Raw genomic sequence first — 17,209 nt, forward strand, 5'->3', positions numbered from 1 at the left:
TGCTCTGCATCACCCCTTCGACCTCCCCGGCCCGGAAGTGGACGGTGTAGCTGTCCTCGGCCGACCACGGATGGTCCGAGACGACGTTGAGCCCGGCGCTCACTCCGGATATCTCGCCGAGCGTGGTGCGCACCTGGTCGATCACGTGAGCGGCGTGGGCGCCGAGCCAGCCCCCGCTCTGGCCGGCGTCGGACCACCAGTCGGGCACGGCGGCGGCGGGGTCGGCCAGCAGGGGCATGTGGAGCATGAACGTGGCCAGGCGGGGGGTGCCGATCATCCCGTCGGCCACCGCCCGCCGGAGCAGGGCCTGCCCGGAGGCGAAACGGAACTCCGTGCCCACCAGATGGACCACCCCCGCCGCCTCGGCCGCCGCCAGCATGGCCCGCGCCTCGGCGGTGTCCCGGGCAAAGGGCTTTTCGCACACCACGTGCCGGCCGCTCCCCACGACCTCCTCGACGATGGCCCGGTGGGTGGCGGGCGGCGTGGCCACCGTGACCACCTCCACGTCGTCGCGCCCCAGGGCGTCGGCCAGCGCCGTGCACGGGTGCGGCACATCGAAGCGCCGGGCCCGCTCCGTCGTGCGCCCGGGGTCCCGGCCGACCAGCGCCACCACCTCGAAGCCGGCGGCGCGCAGGGCGCGCACGTGGGTCAGGCAGCCGAAGCCGGTGCCGACCACGGCCGCGCCCGGTCCCCGCGGGGCGGCGCTCATCCGAGGCGCTCCGCCAGCAGGCGGCGCTGCACCTGGTTGGTGGACGCCGTGCGGGGCAGGGTGTCGACGACCGCCAGCCGGCGGGGGTGCTTGAAGCGGGCCAGCCGGCCGGCGCAGTGGGCCTGGAGCTCGGACAGCTCGGGCGGCGCCGCTCCGTCGGCGGGGACGACGACGGCGCACACCACCTCCCCCCACTGGGCATCGGGCAGGCCGACCACCGCCACGTCGGCCACCTGCGGATGCATCGTCAGCACCTGCTCCACCTCCAGGGGGGAAACCGTCTCTCCGCCGGTGCGGATGACGTCGCGGGCCCGGCCGACGATGGTGAGGTAGCCCTCGTCGTCGACCTCGGCCAGATCTCCGGTCCGATACCACCCGTCGACGACCGCCTCGGCCGTGGCGGCGGGGTCGTCGTAGTAGCCGTCGAACAGCAGGGGACCGCGCACCCACAGCTCCCCGGTGACGTCGATGCGCACGTCGGCGGTGGGGACGACGACGCCGCAGCTGCCGGGCTTGCGCGTCACGTCGCCGTCCTCGAGCATCGCCACCGGGCCGGCCTCGGTGGAGCCGTAGAACACGCGCAGGTTGGCGTTCGGCATGGCGGCGCGGATGGCCTCGAGCAGCTCGAGGGGCGTGGCCGACGTCCCGGTGTCGGCGACGCGGACCGACGACAGGTCCAGTGCCTGGCCGGCGGCGGTCTGCACGTGGTCGAGCAGGCGGCGCCAGATGGCCGGGATGCAGTTGAGCCGGGTGGCGCGGTGGTCCTGGATGGCGGCGCCCAGGGCAGCGGCGTCGAAGGCCGACAGCAGGACGACGCGGTCCCGGGCCTGCCACTGCTGCAGGGCAATGGTCCACGCCCCCATGTGGAACAGCGGGTACGGGCACACCATGGCGCCGCGCGGCTCGAGCAGGGCCCCCGGGTGGGTGCGCAGGTAGCTCACCCGGTGCGAGATCACCACCCCCTTGGGGCGGCCGGTGCTGCCGCTGGTGAAGAAGATGACGTGGGGGTCGTCCTCCCGCAGCTGCCCGCACGAGAGATCGGCAGCGGCGTCCTCTTGCGCCGCCGCTGCGGCCAGGTCGGCCAGCCCGAGAGCGGTGGCTCCGGCTCGGGCCGCCACCTGCTGCGCCGCCTCGGCCCGGTCGGGGTCGAACACGAGGACGGCGGGGCACACCGCCGCCGCCACCGGCGCCGCCTCCCCGGCGGAGAGGGCCGAGCTCAGCGGGGCAAAGACGGCCCCGAGCTTGGCCGCCCCGGCGAAGACCTTGAGGGTGTCGAGGTTGGTGGCGCTCCACACCACCACCCGGTCCCCCCGGCCCACCCCCCGGGCCGCCAGAGCGCGGCCATAGGAGTTGGCCCCGGCGTCGAGATCGGAGAAGGTCAGCTCCGCCCCGTCCAGCGCCGCCGCCACCCGCCCGGGCACGGAGCGCGCCGCGCTGCGGAAGACGTCCCCGATCAGCAGGTCGCCGGCCGGCATCTCGAGCGGTAGCCCCCTCCTCCGACTCCAGAACATTGTTCTGGACAATCCAGAACAGGATTGTATGTTGAAGGGCGATGGTGCGCACGCCCGAGCTGAGCCAGGCCGTGGTCCGCCGCTCCCTCGAGCGGTCCATGGCCCAGCGGGAGCAGTCGTACGTCCAGGAGGTGCAGCGGATCGTCGACGCCACCTACCGGCTGGTGGCCCGCACCGGCAGCTTCGATCCCCGCCTCCGGGACATCCTGCGGGAGTCGGGCCTGTCGACCCAGGCCTTCTACAAGCACTTCCGCTCCAAGGACGAGCTGATGCTGGTGCTGCTCGACGACGGCCGCCGCCGCCTGGTCGGCTACCTGGCCCACCGGATGGAGAAGGAGGGGACGCCCGAGGGCCGGGTCCGGGCGTGGATCGAGGGCGTGCTGGCCCAGGCCGCCGACCCCGACGTGGCGGCGCGCACCCGCCCCTTCCTGGCCCATCAGGACCGGTTGGCGGAGCAGTTCCCCGAGGAGCAGCAGGAGGCGGTCGACCTGCTCTTGGGCCTGCTGGCCGATGCCGTGGCCGACCTGCCCGGCGGCCGCAGCGCCGCCGCCGCCCGCCGCGACGCCCGGGCCGTCTACGAGGTCAGCTTCGGCACCCTGCACGCCCACGTCAGCCGGGGCACCCGCCCCTCGGCCGCCGAGACCGACCATTTGGTGCAGTTCTGCCTCAAGGGGATCGGGGCCCCCTAGTCCCCGGCGGCGCCGCTCGGGCGGCCCGGAACGAACTACGAAAAGGAGAGCGATGCCGGCAGAGCGAGTCCTCGGGGGAGTGGCCACCAAGGTTCTCCTGGACAACGACCGGGTGCGGATCTGGGAGATGCGCCTCGACCCGGGGCAGGACAGCGCCGTGCACAGGCACGACCTCGACTACGTCCTCGTGCAGATCGACGGTGACCGCATCGCCGGCGTGCCCGAGCCCGACTCCCAGGGCCAGTACAACGAGTACATCGAGGCCGACGTGGCCCCGGGCAACGCCATCTACATCGGGCGCGGCGGCGTGGAGACGGCGCGCAACGTCGGCAAGAAGCCGTACTACGAGATCCTGATCGAGCTCAAGGACTGACCCGTCCCGGCCCGCCCGTGGCCGTGGTAGACACCGCTGTTCCCACGGGGGGGCGGACGAAGGAGGAGCGGTGGCATACCCGCTGGATCCTGGAGGCGTGAACGACTACCCGGTCAAGGCCGGCAGCGCCCTGGTCACGATGGTCGATCCCCACAAGGGGTTCGAGAAGGCCTACAACCGCTGGTACGAGAGGGACCACTACTACGCCGGCTGCATGATCGGTCCGTACCTCTTCGCCGGCAGCCGGTGGATCGCGCCCCGGTTCCTCCGCGACCTGCGCTGGCCGAAGACGGAGAAGGTGGCCCAGCCCTACGACGCCGGCGCCTACGTCTCGATCTACTGGGTCGAGAAGGGTCACCACGAGGAGCACTTCGACCAGTGGGCCCTCCCGCAGGTGCACTGGCTGTACTCCAACAACCGGGGCTTCGCCGAGCGCAGCCACGTCCACACCGTGGTGGTGGATCACGTCGGCGCCAACTACCGCGACGACGACCCGGTGCCGGTCGACCTGGCCCTCGACCACGGCTATCCCGGCATCGTGGTGGCGTGGTTCGACGGACGCGACGGCCGGACGGCGGCGGACCTGCACCGCGACCTGTCTGCGAGCATCATCCCCGACGCCCTGTCCGGCTCGGCCATCGAGATCGCCTCGTCGTGGACGCCGCACGCACCGTCCGAGGAGGTCTCGTCGGGTAGCCCGATGCCCCTCGGCACCCCGGCCGGCGGCACCAACCGGCTGCTGCAGATCCTGTTCGTGGACGGGGACGTCCGCGAGGCGTTGAAGGGACTGCGCGACTACACCGACGCCGTCGAGAAGGCGGGCGTGGCCGACACCCAGCTGGTGGCCCCGTTCTTCCGGACCACTCCGGGCCGGGACACCTACCTGGACCAGCTCTGGTAGCCGCGGCCCGGCCCGCCCCCGCGGCCCGGGCCGGTCAGCCGAAGTGGGCCGCCACCTCGGTGCGGAACATCTCGAGGGTGTCGAGGGTGCGCTCGACCGGACCCATCGTCCAGTCGGGAACGATCAGTTCCTCGACGCCGACCGCCTGGTAGGCGCCGACCCGGTCGGTCACCTCGGCCGGGGTCCCGACCAGCACCGGCCGGCCCGGGCCCTGGTCCCGGAAGCGGGCCAGCCACGACTCGTCCTTGCTCAGGAACACCATCGCCTGCGTCGAGCGGCGGATCGTGCCCGGGTCGCGCCCGATCTCCTCGCAGTAGCCGTCGAGCAGCCCGCTCTTGTGCTTGAACACGTCGGGGGTGGTCCAGGCGTTCCATTCGTCGGCGTAGCGGGCGGCGACGGGCAGCGTCCGCTTCTCGCCGGCGCCGCCGACGAGCAGGGGAAGGTGGCCCTCGTGGCGCTTGGGCTCACAGGGCGCGTCGGTCAGGCGGTAGTACCGGCCCGAGTAGGTGGTGCGCGTCTCTCGCAGCAACGAGCTCACGACCGCGCACGCCTCCTCCAGCCGGTCCACCCGCTCCCCGGGCGCCGGCAGGTCTATGCCGTAGGCGGCGTGCTCGTTGACCTGCCACCCCGCACCGAGGCCGAGGACCAGGCGCCCGCCGCTCATGTGGTCGATGGTGGCGGCGGTGTTCGCCAGCACGGCCGGGTGCCGGTAGAGGTTCCCGGACACCAGAGAGCCGAGCCGGAGCCGTTCCGTCCGGGCGGCCAGCCCGGCCAGCACCGACCAGCACTCGAGATAGGCGCCGTCGCTCGGCCGGCCCTCCGGATCGTCGGGCATGAAGTGGTCGGCGTAGTACGCCCCGTCCCACCCCGTCTCGTCGCACCGCTCGACGATCTCGCGGACCTGGTCCCATGTCCGCTGCGGGTTCGGCCACACACTGAAGCGCATCGGGGGAGCCTAAAGGAGCGCTCGGCGCACCTCCGGGGCGGCGTCGGCGTCGGCGCCGGCCGGGCACCGGCCCGTGATCCGCTCCATGCATTCGGCGAACTCGGCCAGGTCCACTCCCCGCAAGTGGTCCATGACGTGCTCCCGCACCCCCCGCAGGTGGGTGACGTAGGCCTCCCGCAGCTTGGCCAGGCCGCCGTCGGTGAGCCGGGCGTAGCTGCCCCGGGCGTCGGACGGGCACTTGGTGCGCTCGACCAGGCCCTGGCGGACGAGGCGGTCCACCACCCGGGTCATCCCCGAGAGTGACAGGGCGGCCCGGTCGGCCAGGTCGGTCATGCGCAGGGCCTGCTCCGGCTCCTCGGACAGGTTCACGAGCACGACGTATTCCGCCATGGTCAGGCGGTGCTCCGCCTCCAGCTCGGACTCGAGGACCCGGGGCAGGACGATCATCGCCCGGGCCACGGCCCGCCACGCCCGCTCCTCGGCGGGGTCCAGGGGCACCACCCGCGGTGGGCGGGGGGAGGTCGGGGTGGACGCCGGCATGTCCGCCATTATAGTTGCTTGACGAAGCAAGTGCGAGGGTATACGATGTTGTTGCTTGCTCAAGCATTAAAGGAGATCGCCAGATGACCACTGAGACCGACACCACCGCCCAGACCTCGCCCGCCGGGACCGTCACCGGCCAGTACCAGATCGACCCCGCCCACAGCCGCCTCGGCTTCGTGGCCCGGCACGCCATGGTGACCAAGGTCCGGGGGAAGTTCAACGACTTCTCCGGGAGCCTCTACCTGGACGAGGCCGACCCGAGCCGCTCCACCGCCGAGGTGACCGTGCAGATGGGTACCGTCGAGACCGGCCAGCCCCAGCGCGACGAGCACCTGCGCACCAGCGACTTCTTCGAGGTCGAGAAGTACCCGACCATGACCTTCAAGTCGACCAAGGCCGAGCGCAACGGGCAGGACAACTACCGCCTCACCGGGGACCTCACCATCAAGGGCGTCTCCCGGCCCGTGACCCTGGACATCGAGTACAACGGCCTGGTCCGGGACCCCTTCGGCAACGACCGGGCCGGCTTCGAGGCCCGGACGGTCATCAATCGCAAGGACTGGGGCCTCACCTGGAACGCCGCCCTGGAGGCCGGAGGGGTGATGGTGTCCGACAAGATCACCCTCGAGCTCGACATCGCCGCTGTGCGCACGCCGACGGAGGCATGACCGACCCGACCGCTCCGGGCCGCCCTCCGCTCACCTGAGCCGGGGCGGCCCGAAGTCGTTGGGGAAGCCGGGCCGGCCCGCCCCCGGCAGGGGATAGGGATCCGCACCCACCACCACCCACCTGCTCCCCTCGAGCGCCACGGTGTCCCGGTCGGCCCCGCCCGTCGGACAGCAGTGGGGATCGTCCTCCCGGTAGATCGGGTGGTAGGTGACGATCCGGCCCCCCGAGAGGGTGGCGGCCCCCTTGTAGACGGCGATCTGGCTGCCGACCAGCCCCCCTGCCCCGCCCACCACGTCGAGGTCGAGGACTCCGCCCGTCCCCTCGTTCTCGAAGCCGAAGACCAGCTCCTGGTGGTGGTCCCCGGCCAGGTCGGCGCTACGCAGCGCCGCCCACGCCCACATCGGGGTGGTGGGGTCCCCGGCCGCCAGGATCCTCACCTCCTGCTGGCCCTGCTCCCTCCACACCGCCACCTGCCACACCGCCGGGTTCCCGCCGCTGGAGCGGCTCTCGACCACCCCGGTCAGGACGGCCGGGCCCGTGTCGACGCGCACGCACTCGGCGCGCCACCCCGGGTCATGGAGAGCGGCGCAGCCCCGGGACCGGGGAGCAGTGGGAGCGGGCGCCCCGACCGGGGCCAGCCAGGGGGCGATCCCGTCCTGGTTGGTCGCGGTGCCGGCGTCCGCCTCGACGGGGGTGATTCCCGGCGCCCAGGTGGGCGGCGGGGTCTTGGACGGCGGGGACGTCCGGCCGGCGCCGGCGCGACCGGCCGGCTTGCGGGCCGGGCCCGAGCCCCCGCTGCAGGCGGCCAGCAGGAGGGCGCAAGAGGCCCCGACCACCACCGCTCCGACCCGCCTCCGCGCCGGCCCGGCCGTGCCTCCAGTGTTCACTTGCGTCCAGGTCGCAGGTAGGGGAGCATGGGCGCATGTCGGCTCTGGCAAGCGCCGAACTGATCACCCCGGCCGGCCGTATCGAACGGGTGCGCCGCGCCATGACCCCCTCGGAGTGGCGGCGCACCGGGGCCATGGTCGGCTTCGTCGTGTTCCTGCACGTGCTCGGGTTCCTCCTGCTGTTCCTGGCCGCCCCCCATCACTACACCGTGTCGAGCGGGACGACGTTCGGCATCGGGACCGGTCTTCTGGCCTACACGCTGGGGATGCGCCACGCCTTCGACGCCGACCACATCACCGCCATCGACAACACCACCCGCAAGCTCATGGCCGAGGGCAAGCGTCCACTGTCCACCGGGTTCTGGTTCTCTCTCGGCCACTCCAGCGTGGTGTTCTTCCTCTCGATCCTGCTCAACTTCGGCATCCGGGCCCTGACCGGGCAGGTGCGCAACCAGCAGTCCGGACTGCACCACTACACCGGCCTCATCGGGACGCTGGTGTCGGGGAGCTTCCTGTACGTGATCGCCATCCTCAACCTGGTGATCCTGGTGTCGATCGTCGGCATCTTCCTGGCTCTGCGGCGCGGCCAGTTCGACCACGACGAGCTCGAGCGTCAGTTGAACGCCCGGGGGATGATGAACCGCTTCTTCGGTCCGCTGGCCCGCCGGATCGACGCGCCGTGGAAGATGTACCCCCTCGGTTTCCTGTTCGGCCTCGGGTTCGACACCGCCACCGAGATAGCCCTCCTGGTTCTGGCGGGGGGGTCGGTGGCCGCCGGCCTGCCCTTCTGGGCCATCCTGTCGCTGCCGATCCTGTTTGCCGCCGGGATGTCGCTGCTCGACACCGCCGACGGCTCGTTCATGAACTTCGCCTACGGGTGGGCGTTCTCCAACCCGGTGCGGAAGGTGTACTACAACATCACCATCACCGCCCTGTCGGTGGCGGTGGCGTTCGTGATCGGCACCATCGAGCTGCTGTCGGTCCTGCAGAGCGAGCTCCGTCTCTCGGGTGGGTTCTGGGACCTCGTCGGCCGCTTCGACATCAACAAGGCCGGCTTCTTCATCGTCGGGCTGTTCGTCGTGGTGTGGGCGGTGGCGCTGGGCGTGTGGCGGTGGGGGCGGGTCGAGCAGCGCTTCGCCCTGTCCGGCGGCGCCGACTGAGAGTCCGCGAGCGTGAACCGCGGCGGCGGGCCGCCCGGCGTGTGTAATAGGCGGGGTGGCGCAGGCAGCCGACGACCAGCTGGCTGCTGAGGCGCGTGCGCTGGCCGCCGCGCTGCTCACCGAGGGCCGGGCCGGCGCCACCCGGTCGCAGGTCCGCCGCCAGACCCGCCTGCGCCGGGTGCTCCAGAGCGACACCGGCACCCGGCTGGTGTTCTCCCTCGCCGACCGGGTGCTGCGCCCGTTCGACTTCCCGACCGCCGCCCGCCAGCTGATGGCGGTGACGACCGGGCCACTCGACGGGGTCTCGGAGTGGGACCGGCTCCTTCTGCGCGCCGGCGCCGTCACGGCGCGCCTGGCGCCCGGCCCGGTGACCGGACTGGTGTCGGCCCGGCTCCGGCACGAGACCGACCTCCTCGTGTATCCCGCCGAGCCCCGTCCCCTCGGGCGGCGCCTCGGCCGGCTGCGGGGGGCGGGCCGCCGGCCCAACCTCAACCTCCTCGGGGAGGCGATCCTCGGCTGGCAGGAGGCGGAGAAGCGGGTCGCCTCGGTCGAGACGCTGCTCCGTCGCCCCGACGTCGACTGCGTGTCGGTGAAGGTCTCGGCGGTGGCGCCCGGGCTGTCGCTGATCGATTCCGCCGGGTCGGTCGAACGCGTAGCCGGTCCGTTGCTCCGCCTGTACCGGCTGGCCGCGTCCTACGACCCTCCCAAGCTGGTGAACCTCGACATGGAGGAGCATCGCGACCTCGACCTCACCGTGGAGTCGTTCATCGCCGTCCTCGACCGGCCCGAGCTCTCCTCTCTCACCGCCGGCATAGCCCTCCAGGCCTACCTGCCCGACAGCCACGGCGCCCTGGAGCGTCTCCTGGCGTTTGCCGAGGAGCGCCGGCGCACGGGCAGGGCGCCGATCCGCATCCGGCTGGTGAAGGGCGCCAACCTCGCCATGGAGCAGGTCGACGCCGAGGCCCACGGGTGGCCCGCCCCGTCGTATCCCAGCAAGGCGGACACCGACGCCTCCTACCTGGCCCTGCTCGAGAAGCTGGTGGAGGCGGCCCGCCGCGGCGTAACCCAGGTCGGGGTCGCCTCCCACAACCTGTTCGACGTGGCCCTGGCGCTGGTCCTGGCCGAGCGCTTCGGCGTGCACCTTGACATCGAGATGCTGGCGGGGATGGCCGACGACCAGGCCGATGCGGTGGCCCGCCGGGCGGGCGGCCTCCTGCTGTACGTGCCCGCCACCTCCCGCCGGGACTTCCGCAACGCCCTCGCCTACCTGGCCCGGCGCCTGGACGAGAACGCCACGCCCGAGGGCTTCCTGCGCCACGCCCTCGACATGGAGCCGGACGGCGAGGCGTGGACGGAGCAGGCCCGGCGGTTCGACGCCTCGATGCAGAGCCGCCGCCGGGTGCGGACCGTTCCGTTCCAGACCCAGGACCGAACCGCGCCGCCGGGCCCCGCCTCCCCCGACGCCTCGACCGCGTCACCGCCCCACTTCGCCAACGACCCCGACACCGACCTCACCGTGCCCGCCAACCGGGAGTGGGCCCTCGCCGCCCTGCGCCGGCCCCGCCCCCCGGCCCCCGCCGCTGCCGGCGAGGCCGACGTCGAGCGCGCCGTGGGCCGGGTCGCAGCAGCGGTGCGGGAGTGGCAGGCGGCCGCGCCCGGAGAGCGGGGCCGGATCCTCGGCGCCGCCGCCGACGTCATGGCGGCGGGCCGCGCCGACGCGGTGGCGGCCATGGCGGCGGAGGCGGGCAAGACCTTTGCCGAAGCCGACCCGGAGGTCTCGGAGGCGGTCGACTACGCCCGCTGGTACGCCGGGGCGGTCGGCCTCCTCGACGAGCTCGGCGGACGCGTCGACAGCCGTCCGCTCGGGGTGGTGGTCGTGGCCCCGCCGTGGAACTTCCCCTATGCCATCCCCGCCGGCGGGGTCCTGGCCGCGCTGGCGGCGGGCAACAGCGTGATCCTGAAGCCGAGCCCCGAGGCCCCCGCCGCGTCGGCCCTCATCGTCGAGCAGCTGCACGAGGCCGGCGTGCCCGAGGACGTGGTGGCGCTGGTGGCGGCGCCGGACGGGCCGGCCGGGGAGCGGTTGGTGACCCATCCCGACGTGGGGGCGGTGGTGCTCACCGGGTCGTGGGAGACGGCCAGGCTGTTCAGGCGGTGGGCGCCGGGCCGGCGCCTCCTGGCCGAGACCAGCGGCAAGAACGCCCTGGTCGTGAGCGCCACCGCCGACGTCGACCAGGCGGTGCGCGACCTGGTGCGCTCGGCGTTCGGCCACGCCGGCCAGAAGTGCTCGGCGGCCAGCCTGGCCATCGTGGCCGGCCCGCTCCACGACCGCAGCCCGTTCCTGCGCCAGCTGGCCGACGCGGTGCGCAGCCTGCGCGTCGGCCCCGCCACCGACCCGGCCACCGACGTCGGTCCCATCGTCGGGCCGTTCACCCCTGCTCTGGAGCGGGCGCTCACCGCGCTCGATCCGGGCGAGTCATGGCTGGTCGAGCCCCGCTGCCTCGATGCCGACCGGAGGCTGTGGTCCCCGGGGGTGCGCACCGGTGTCCGTCCCGGCTCGTGGGCGCACATGACCGAGTGGTTCGGTCCCGTGCTCGGGGTGATGCGCGCCGCCGACCTCGATCAGGCCCTGGAGTGGCAGAACGCCGTGCCCTACGGGCTGACCGCCGGATTGCACGCCCTCGACCCCGCCGAGCACCGGCGCTGGGCCGACGCCGTCCAGGCCGGCAACGCCTACATCAACCGGCACACGACCGGCGCCATCGTCGGCCGCCAGCCCTTCGGAGGCTGGAAGCGCTCGAGTTCCGGGCCCACCGCCAAGGCCGGCGGTCCCAACTACCTGATCGGGCTGCGGCGCTGGTGGGACGCGTCGCCCGTGGGTGTCGAGGACGCCGCCCGTGACTACGCCGGCTGGATGGACCGCCACTTCGGGCGGACCACCGAGCTGGCCGGGCTGCACAGCGAGTCCAACGAGCTGCGCTACCGGCCCTTCGCGCCGGGGGTCATCGTGCGCGCGTCCGCCGACGTCTCCGACGAGGAGCTGGAGAAGGCGGCGCGGGCGGCCGCCGTGACCGGGACGCCGTTGAGCGTCTCGCGGGCCGCCTCGGAGAGCGCCGCCGGCCTGGCCGCCCGTCTGCCGGGCCGCCCGGACGCCCGCCTGCGCATCCTCGGTCCACCCGAGCCCGAGGTGCTGGCCGCCGCCGCCGAGCACGGCGTGACGGTCCTCGACGAGCCGATCTGCTCGCACGGGCGCATCGAGCTGGTGCGGTGGCTGCGCGAGCAGGTGATCTCCCGCAGCCTGCACCGCTACGGCAACGTCGTCTACGACCGGAACGACCTGACGGCGGCGGGCCGGGGCCGGCGGGCCGGACGCGTCGATCGGCGCCGTCAGGCCACGGCGTAGATCTGCCATTCCTCGGGCAGGCCCTTCAGCTGGTGGCTGCCCTTGTCGCAGAAGCCCAGCCCCGAGCCGACCACGAGGTCCTTCACCGTGCGCGACACCAGGATCTCCCCCGGGCCGGCCAGGGCCGACACCCGGGCGCCGATGTGCACCGCCACCCCGCCCACGTCGGACTGGCGCATCTCGACCTCGCCGGTGTGGATGCCGGCGCGGATGGCCAGGCCCAGCGGCGCCGAGCCGTCGCGTAGGGCCGTGGCGCAGCGGATGGCCCGGGCCGGACCGTCGAAGGTGGCCAGCACGCCGTCGCCGGTGGTCTTCACCAGCCGGCCGCCGTACTCCCCGATGCGCAGGCGGGCCAGGTCGTCGTGGCGGTCGAGCAGCTCCCGCCAGCGCCGGTCCCCGAGCGCCACCGCCTGCTCCGTCGAGCCCACGATGTCGGTGAACAGCACGGTCGCGAGAACGCGGTCGGTCGGTCCGGACGAGGCGTCGACGGGATGCCCGACGACGAACTCCTCGAACGCGTCCAGCACCGGCTCGATGTCCTCCTCCCGCCACGAGACGTGGAAGTCCCCGGGAAGCTCGGCCAGGCGCGCCCCGTCGATGCCCTCCACCAGGCAGCGGCTGTGGGCGACCGGGACCAAGGGATCACCCTTGGTGTGGATTACGAGGGTGGGGCAGTGGATGAGAGGCAGGGCGGCCCGGACGTCGATGGCGACGTTGTTCCGCATGATCTCCGCCACGGCCGGCGGGGTGCAGGCGTTGCGCTCGAAGCGGGCGAGGAAGGCGTCGGTCTCCGGCGTCTCGGGAGCGTGCTGGAGGACGTACCGCAGGCCCCGGCCGGTGCCCCAGGCCTGCTCCAGCATCCCGGGAAAGGCGTCGACGACGTGGGCCGGAAGCCCGGCCGGGTAGTCGACGTCCGGCGTGCACCGGGCGTAGGTCCCGTACAGGGCCAGGGCCGTCACCCGCTCCGGGTAGGTGGCGGCGAAGGTCATGGCCAGGGGCCCGCCCTCGCTCATGGCGAAGAGGGCGGCCTTTTCCAGGCCGGCGGCGTCCATCACCGCCCGGACGTCGTCCATCCGGTCCTCCACCGAGCCGCTGCCGAGCGAGCGGTCCGACAGGCCCGTACCCCGCTTGTCGAATATCACCAATCGGGCAAAGCGGCTGGTCCGCTCCATGAGAGGCCGGAAGAACGGGGAGTCCCAGTTCAGCTCGACATGCGAGATGAACCCGGGGATGAACACCACGTCCGGGGGGCCGTGGCCCAGGACCTGGTATGCGATCGAGAGCCCGCCACTGCGGGCGTAGCGCACATCCGTCGTCACAGCGCCCCAGAGTGGCACGCTCGGGCGGCCACGGAGAGAAGGGTGGTCGCGATGGAGACCGAGACCGTCGAGCTGCAGGGTCACATCATTGACTCCCTGATCCTGGCCAAGGTGCTCGACGTGATCCTGGGGGCCGGCGCCGACTACCGGGTCGTCGACGTGGACATCGGCCGGACCAACGCCGACGCCAGCCGGGCCCGCCTGGAGGTCTCCGCCGCCGACCGGGCCGGCCTCGACCGCCTCCTCGAGCAGCTGCAGGTCCACGGGGCCAACCGGGTCGTGCGGGGGGACGCCGTCCTCGTGCCCGCCGAGCGCGACGGCGTCCTGCCCGCCGGCTTCTACTCCACGACCAATCTCTCGACGCGGGTGCTGGTGGGCGGGGGGTGGCTCGACGTCGAGAACCCGGAGATGGACTGCGCCCTCGTGGTGGCCGACGGCCGGGCCCGCACCGTCCCCATGCACCGGATCGGCGCCGGGGACCCGGTGGTCGTCGGGATGGAGGGTGTCGAGGTGGTGGCCCCGTCCCGGCCTCGGGGCTCGACCCCGTTCGAGTTCATGTCGTCGGAGGTGAGCTCGGAGAAGCCCAAGGCCCTGGTGGTGGCCGAGGTGGCCCGCCGCATCGCATCCGCCAAGGAGGCCGGCGGGAAGGTCCTGGCCGTCTGCGGGCCGGCGGTGGTGCACACCGGCGCCGCCCCCGACGTGGCCCGGCTGGTGCGGGAGGGCTGGGTGGACGTGCTGTTCGCGGGTAACGGCTTTGCCACCCACGACATCGAGTCGAACGTGCTCGGGACGTCGCTCGGGGTGTCGATGTCCGAGGGGACGCCGACGGAGCACGGGCACGCCAACCACCTGCGGGCCATCAACGAGGTGCGCCGGCGGGGGTCGATCGCCGCCGCCGTCGCCGACGGCTTCCTCCCGGGCGGGGTGATGCACGACTGCGTGAAGAAGGGCGTGCCGTTCGTGCTCGCCGGCTCGATTCGCGACGACGGCCCGCTGCCCGACGTGTACACCGACGTGGTCGAGGCCGCCGACGCCATGCGGGCCCAGCTGGGCGGGGTCACCGTGGCCCTGATGCTGGCGTCGACGCTGCACGCCATCGCCACCGGCAACCTGCTGCCGGCGGGGGTCGAGACCTACTGCGTCGACATCAACCAGGCGGTGGTGACCAAGCTGGCCGACCGCGGCAGCCACCAGGCCCTCGGGATCGTGACCGACGTCGGCCTGTTCCTGCGGGACCTGGTCGGGGAGCTGTGTGGACCCTGACGGGCCGGCGGTGAGCGGCCCGGGGTGGGGCCGGCGCTACCTCATGTGCCCGCCCAGCTACTTCGGCGTCCTGTACGAGATCAACCCCTGGATGCACCGCGAGGTGGCGGTCGACCGCGACCGGGCCCGGGAGCAGTGGGAGAACCTGCGCGCCACATTGACCGCCGCCGGCGCCGAGGTGGAGACCATGGATCCGGAGGCGGCGGTGCCCGACCTCGTGTTCACCGCCAACGCCGGGGTGGTCAACGGCGGCCAGTTCGTGCCCGCCCGGTTCCGCCACGCCGAGCGCCGGCCCGAGACCGAGCACGACGTCGCCTGGTTCTCGGCCCGCGGCTACGACATCTCGTTGCTGCCGGAGGACGTGTGCCAGGAGGGGGCCGGGGACGGGCTGCCGTTCGCGGGTGTGCTGCTGGCCGGGTACCGGTGGCGGTCCGACGCCGCCAGCCACGCTTACCTCTCCGCCCTGACCGGCGCCGCCGTCCGCTCCATCGAGCTGGTCGACGAGCGCCTCTACCACCTGGACCTCACGTTCTGTCCCCTCGACGACCGCCGGGCCATCGTGGCCCCGACCGGCTGGGACCGCTACGGCTGGCGGGTGGTCGAGGCCCTGGTGCCCGAGCTGCTCGTGCTCGAAGCCGACGAGGCTCTGGCGTTCTGCGCCAACTCGGTGGTCGTCGGCAGCCGCATCGTGATGCCGAGCTGCCCGCCCCGCGTCGGGCGGCAGCTGGAGAAGTGGGGCTTCGACGTTGAGGTCTGCGAGGTGGGGGAGTTCCTCAAGGCGGGGGGAGGCTGCCGGTGCCTCACCCTGGCCCTCGACGTCTCCCTCCACCCCCGGTAGCCCGCAGCAGCGACGCGGCCAGCCCCCCCGCCACGACGAGAGGGAGCAACCACCAGGCGGCGACCCCGTTGTGGGCCAGCAGGTACACGACGACCAGGGCCACCGCCACCCCGGCGGCCACCGTCCAGTCGTCACCGACGACGAAGTCGTAGAGGAAGCGCCCCAGGGCCGACACGGCGCGCATCTCAGGCGGAGCTCACGGCCATCTGGCCCCGCTGGCGCTGACGCAGCATCCCGACCAGGGCAAACGACATGGCCACCGTGAACGCGAGCACCCCGATGATCGACGCGTCGGACCCGGGCCAGTGCACGCCGGCGCCCTCGGCGGACCAGAAGGTGCCGAAGGTCGTGAGCATGACCCCGACGGCGAACTTCATGGTGTTCTCCGGGACCCGCGAGAGCGGGGCGTGCACCGCCACCCCGACGACCCCCACGATCACCAGAGCGGCGGCCGCCGCCACCGCGGCCAGCGGCAGGTTGTGCTGGTTCGCTCCGAACGTCAACACGATGAAGGCCACCTCGGTGCCCTCCAGGAAGACCCCCTTGAACGCCACCGTGAAGGCGTAGCCGTCGAGGCGCCGGGGGGCGCCGGCCCCGGCGGCCTGGCGGGCCCGCTCCAGCTCCTCGCGGTAGATGGCGTCCTCATCGTGGAGGGCCTTGTACCCGCTGGCCCGCAGGATGGCCTTGCGCAGCCACTGCAGCCCGAAGACCAGGAGCAGGGCGCCGACCACCAGGCGCAGAGCGTTGATCGGGATCCGGGTCAGGGCCGGGCCGAGCGCCGCCACGAGCACCGCCAGTGCCAGGGCGGCCGCCGCCACCCCGGCCATGGTCGACCGCCAGCCCCGTGTGACCCCGACGGCCAGGACGATGGTCAGAGCCTCGACCATCTCGACGGAGCAGGCCAGAAACGCGGCCAGGAACAGAAAGACGGCCCGCACCGCCCCATTCTGCCCGGCGCGGCGATCGGACCTGCGGGGATCGGTGCCCGGACGGTCCCAGCCCCGCCCGGACTTCCGGTCCTCTTGGTCCCGTAAGTTCGACGGCGGAGGCGGGGCACCTGCCCGGGTCGGCCCCGAGCACGACTTAGGGTTGTCCCGGTGACGGCACCTTCCGGTGAGGTCGGCAACTCCGGCGAAACCGGCGGGGCCCACCGGCCCCCCGCCGTGTCCGACGAGGCGGCCATGGAGCTGGCCCTCGAGGAGGCCGCCGCCGCTTCCGGCCACGGCGACGTCCCGGTCGGGGCGGTGGTGCTGGTTGACGGCCTGGTGGTGGCCCGCCGCCACAACGAGCGGGAGCTGAACGGGGACCCGACGGCCCACGCCGAGCTGCTGGCCATCCGGGACGCCGCCGCCTCCCGCCCGGGCTGGCGCCTCGACGACGCCACGGTCGTGGTGACGCTGGAGCCCTGTCCGATGTGCGCCGGCGCGCTGCTGGCCGCCCGGGTCCGCCGGTTGGTCTTCGGCGCCCCCGACCCCAAGGCCGGGGCCTGCGGCTCGCTCTACAACCTCTGCGTCGACCCCCGGCTCCACCACGAGATCGAGGTGCGCGCCGGGGTGGGGGCCGAGCGGGCGGGGGAGCTGCTCAGCGGGTTCTTCGCCGAACGACGCGGCGGTTAGCCTTGCTTCCCGGAGGGATGCGAGAGCGGCCGAATCGGACGGTCTCGAAAACCGTTGTGTCCTTTGGGCACCGTGGGTTCAAATCCCACTCCCTCCGCACCCGCGGCCCGGGCTGTCCGAACAGGGCGGCCCGGGCCGTCACGCGAACCGCGATCGCGCTCGCCGTGGCCGCCGCCGCCATGCTCGTGCCCGCCCTCTCCTCGGTACCGGCCGCATCCGCAGCCACCGCCGTTCCGGGCGCCCCGTCGTGCCCCCTGTTCCCGCCCGACGACGTCTGGAACGCCGACATCTCCGCCCTGCCCGTCGACGCCCACTCGGCCCAGTGGCTGGCGTCGATGTCCGCCTCCACCACCAACCTGCACCCCGACTTCGGGGCGTCCGGAGA

18 protein-coding genes and 1 tRNA gene are annotated in these 17,209 nt (G+C 73.1%); 11 read left to right on the top strand and 8 right to left on the bottom strand.

The features are described 5' to 3' along the window. On the bottom strand, positions 1 to 709 hold a 709-nt coding region (locus VFW24_10700), incomplete at its 3' end, for a Gfo/Idh/MocA family oxidoreductase (protein ID HEX5267231.1). Next, positions 706 to 2,184, bottom strand: a complete 1,479-nt coding sequence (locus VFW24_10705) for an AMP-binding protein (GenBank protein ID HEX5267232.1) — start codon at positions 2,182 to 2,184, stop codon at positions 706 to 708. The genes VFW24_10705 and VFW24_10700, both read right to left, overlap by 4 nt. A 77-nt stretch (positions 2,185 to 2,261) precedes the next feature. On the opposite strand from VFW24_10705, the gene VFW24_10710 reads away from it, so the two are divergent. The 3 genes from VFW24_10710 (at position 2,262) to VFW24_10720 (ending at position 4,183) form a co-directional block, all read left to right on the top strand. After that, positions 2,262 to 2,909, top strand: coding sequence for a TetR/AcrR family transcriptional regulator (locus VFW24_10710; protein HEX5267233.1), 648 nt, complete (start codon positions 2,262 to 2,264; stop codon positions 2,907 to 2,909). Between the two features lie 52 nt (positions 2,910 to 2,961). After that, positions 2,962 to 3,282: a hypothetical protein gene (locus VFW24_10715; GenBank protein HEX5267234.1), complete on the top strand. Its 321-nt coding sequence runs from the start codon at positions 2,962 to 2,964 to the stop codon at positions 3,280 to 3,282. 97 nt (positions 3,283 to 3,379) lie between these two features. Then, positions 3,380 to 4,183: a hypothetical protein gene (locus VFW24_10720; GenBank protein HEX5267235.1), complete on the top strand. Its 804-nt coding sequence runs from the start codon at positions 3,380 to 3,382 to the stop codon at positions 4,181 to 4,183. A gap of 34 nt (positions 4,184 to 4,217) precedes the next feature. Here VFW24_10720 and VFW24_10725 read toward each other — a convergent pair whose 3' ends face one another. Beyond that, positions 4,218 to 5,129 (bottom strand): TIGR03560 family F420-dependent LLM class oxidoreductase, encoded by a 912-nt coding sequence (locus tag VFW24_10725; protein ID HEX5267236.1) that lies wholly within the window; start codon positions 5,127 to 5,129, stop codon positions 4,218 to 4,220. Between the two features lie 9 nt (positions 5,130 to 5,138). Next, the gene (locus VFW24_10730; protein ID HEX5267237.1) at positions 5,139 to 5,669 is read right to left on the bottom strand and encodes a MarR family transcriptional regulator; all 531 of its coding nucleotides are present in this window, start codon (positions 5,667 to 5,669) and stop codon (positions 5,139 to 5,141) included. Positions 5,670 to 5,752: 83 nt separating this feature from the next. Between VFW24_10730 and VFW24_10735 the strand changes: the two genes are divergently transcribed. Further along, a complete protein-coding gene (locus VFW24_10735; GenBank protein HEX5267238.1) occupies positions 5,753 to 6,340 on the top strand; it encodes a YceI family protein in 588 nt (195 codons plus the stop codon). 30 nt (positions 6,341 to 6,370) lie between these two features. On the opposite strand, the gene VFW24_10740 is transcribed toward VFW24_10735, so the two are convergent. Next, positions 6,371 to 7,228 carry a hypothetical protein gene (locus VFW24_10740; GenBank protein HEX5267239.1) on the bottom strand — a complete coding sequence of 286 codons (858 nt, stop codon included), beginning with the start codon at positions 7,226 to 7,228 and terminating at the stop codon, positions 6,371 to 6,373. A gap of 35 nt (positions 7,229 to 7,263) precedes the next feature. On the opposite strand from VFW24_10740, the gene VFW24_10745 reads away from it, so the two are divergent. Both VFW24_10745 and VFW24_10750 read left to right on the top strand, forming a co-directional pair. Next, positions 7,264 to 8,388, top strand: coding sequence for a HoxN/HupN/NixA family nickel/cobalt transporter (locus VFW24_10745; protein HEX5267240.1), 1,125 nt, complete (start codon positions 7,264 to 7,266; stop codon positions 8,386 to 8,388). Between the two features lie 55 nt (positions 8,389 to 8,443). Then, positions 8,444 to 11,788, top strand: a complete 3,345-nt coding sequence (locus VFW24_10750; protein HEX5267241.1) for a proline dehydrogenase family protein — start codon at positions 8,444 to 8,446, stop codon at positions 11,786 to 11,788. Here the strand turns inward: VFW24_10750 and VFW24_10755 are convergent. After that, positions 11,773 to 13,107: an adenylate/guanylate cyclase domain-containing protein gene (locus VFW24_10755; protein HEX5267242.1), complete on the bottom strand. Its 1,335-nt coding sequence runs from the start codon at positions 13,105 to 13,107 to the stop codon at positions 11,773 to 11,775. The two genes, VFW24_10750 and VFW24_10755, sit on opposite strands and share 16 nt — an antisense overlap. A gap of 51 nt (positions 13,108 to 13,158) precedes the next feature. Between VFW24_10755 and VFW24_10760 the strand changes: the two genes are divergently transcribed. Together VFW24_10760 and VFW24_10765 are read left to right on the top strand one after the other, a co-directional pair. Continuing rightward, on the top strand, positions 13,159 to 14,370 hold the full coding sequence (locus tag VFW24_10760; GenBank protein ID HEX5267243.1) for a TIGR00300 family protein: 1,212 nt from the start codon (positions 13,159 to 13,161) through the stop codon (positions 14,368 to 14,370). 10 nt (positions 14,371 to 14,380) lie between these two features. Then, the gene (locus VFW24_10765) at positions 14,381 to 15,208 is read left to right on the top strand and encodes an arginine deiminase-related protein (protein ID HEX5267244.1); all 828 of its coding nucleotides are present in this window, start codon (positions 14,381 to 14,383) and stop codon (positions 15,206 to 15,208) included. On the opposite strand, the gene VFW24_10770 is transcribed toward VFW24_10765, so the two are convergent. Both VFW24_10770 and VFW24_10775 read right to left on the bottom strand, forming a co-directional pair. Then, the gene (locus VFW24_10770; GenBank protein ID HEX5267245.1) at positions 15,171 to 15,392 is read right to left on the bottom strand and encodes a hypothetical protein; all 222 of its coding nucleotides are present in this window, start codon (positions 15,390 to 15,392) and stop codon (positions 15,171 to 15,173) included. The genes VFW24_10765 and VFW24_10770 overlap by 38 nt on opposite strands. A 1-nt stretch (position 15,393) precedes the next feature. Then, on the bottom strand, positions 15,394 to 16,146 hold the full coding sequence (locus VFW24_10775; GenBank protein ID HEX5267246.1) for a hypothetical protein: 753 nt from the start codon (positions 16,144 to 16,146) through the stop codon (positions 15,394 to 15,396). Positions 16,147 to 16,305: 159 nt separating this feature from the next. Here VFW24_10775 and VFW24_10780 point away from each other — a divergent pair, with 159 nt between their 5' ends. The 3 genes from VFW24_10780 to VFW24_10790 all read left to right on the top strand — a co-directional run. Further along, complete coding sequence (locus VFW24_10780; GenBank protein HEX5267247.1) at positions 16,306 to 16,824, top strand: nucleoside deaminase; 519 nt, start codon at positions 16,306 to 16,308, stop codon at positions 16,822 to 16,824. Between the two features lie 11 nt (positions 16,825 to 16,835). Continuing rightward, a tRNA-Ser gene (locus VFW24_10785) sits at positions 16,836 to 16,921 on the top strand. 67 nt (positions 16,922 to 16,988) lie between these two features. Next, on the top strand, positions 16,989 to 17,209 hold a 221-nt coding region (locus VFW24_10790; protein HEX5267248.1), incomplete at its 3' end, for a hypothetical protein.

The sequence above is a fragment of the Acidimicrobiales bacterium genome (genome assembly GCA_036273495.1).
Classification (GTDB): Bacteria; Actinomycetota; Acidimicrobiia; order Acidimicrobiales; family JAJPHE01; genus DASSEU01.

Coding starts and splice junctions, on each gene's coding strand:
- VFW24_10745 (HEX5267240.1), top strand. CDS start 7,264: ATGTCGGCTCTGGCAAGCGCCGAACTGATCACCCCGGCCGGCCGTATC.
- VFW24_10730 (HEX5267237.1), bottom strand. CDS start 5,669: ATGCCGGCGTCCACCCCGACCTCCCCCCGCCCACCGCGGGTGGTGCCC.
- VFW24_10710 (HEX5267233.1), top strand. CDS start 2,262: ATGGTGCGCACGCCCGAGCTGAGCCAGGCCGTGGTCCGCCGCTCCCTC.
- VFW24_10705 (HEX5267232.1), bottom strand. CDS start 2,184: ATGCCGGCCGGCGACCTGCTGATCGGGGACGTCTTCCGCAGCGCGGCG.
- VFW24_10735 (HEX5267238.1), top strand. CDS start 5,753: ATGACCACTGAGACCGACACCACCGCCCAGACCTCGCCCGCCGGGACC.
- VFW24_10770 (HEX5267245.1), bottom strand. CDS start 15,392: ATGCGCGCCGTGTCGGCCCTGGGGCGCTTCCTCTACGACTTCGTCGTC.
- VFW24_10715 (HEX5267234.1), top strand. CDS start 2,962: ATGCCGGCAGAGCGAGTCCTCGGGGGAGTGGCCACCAAGGTTCTCCTG.
- VFW24_10725 (HEX5267236.1), bottom strand. CDS start 5,129: ATGCGCTTCAGTGTGTGGCCGAACCCGCAGCGGACATGGGACCAGGTC.
- VFW24_10760 (HEX5267243.1), top strand. CDS start 13,159: ATGGAGACCGAGACCGTCGAGCTGCAGGGTCACATCATTGACTCCCTG.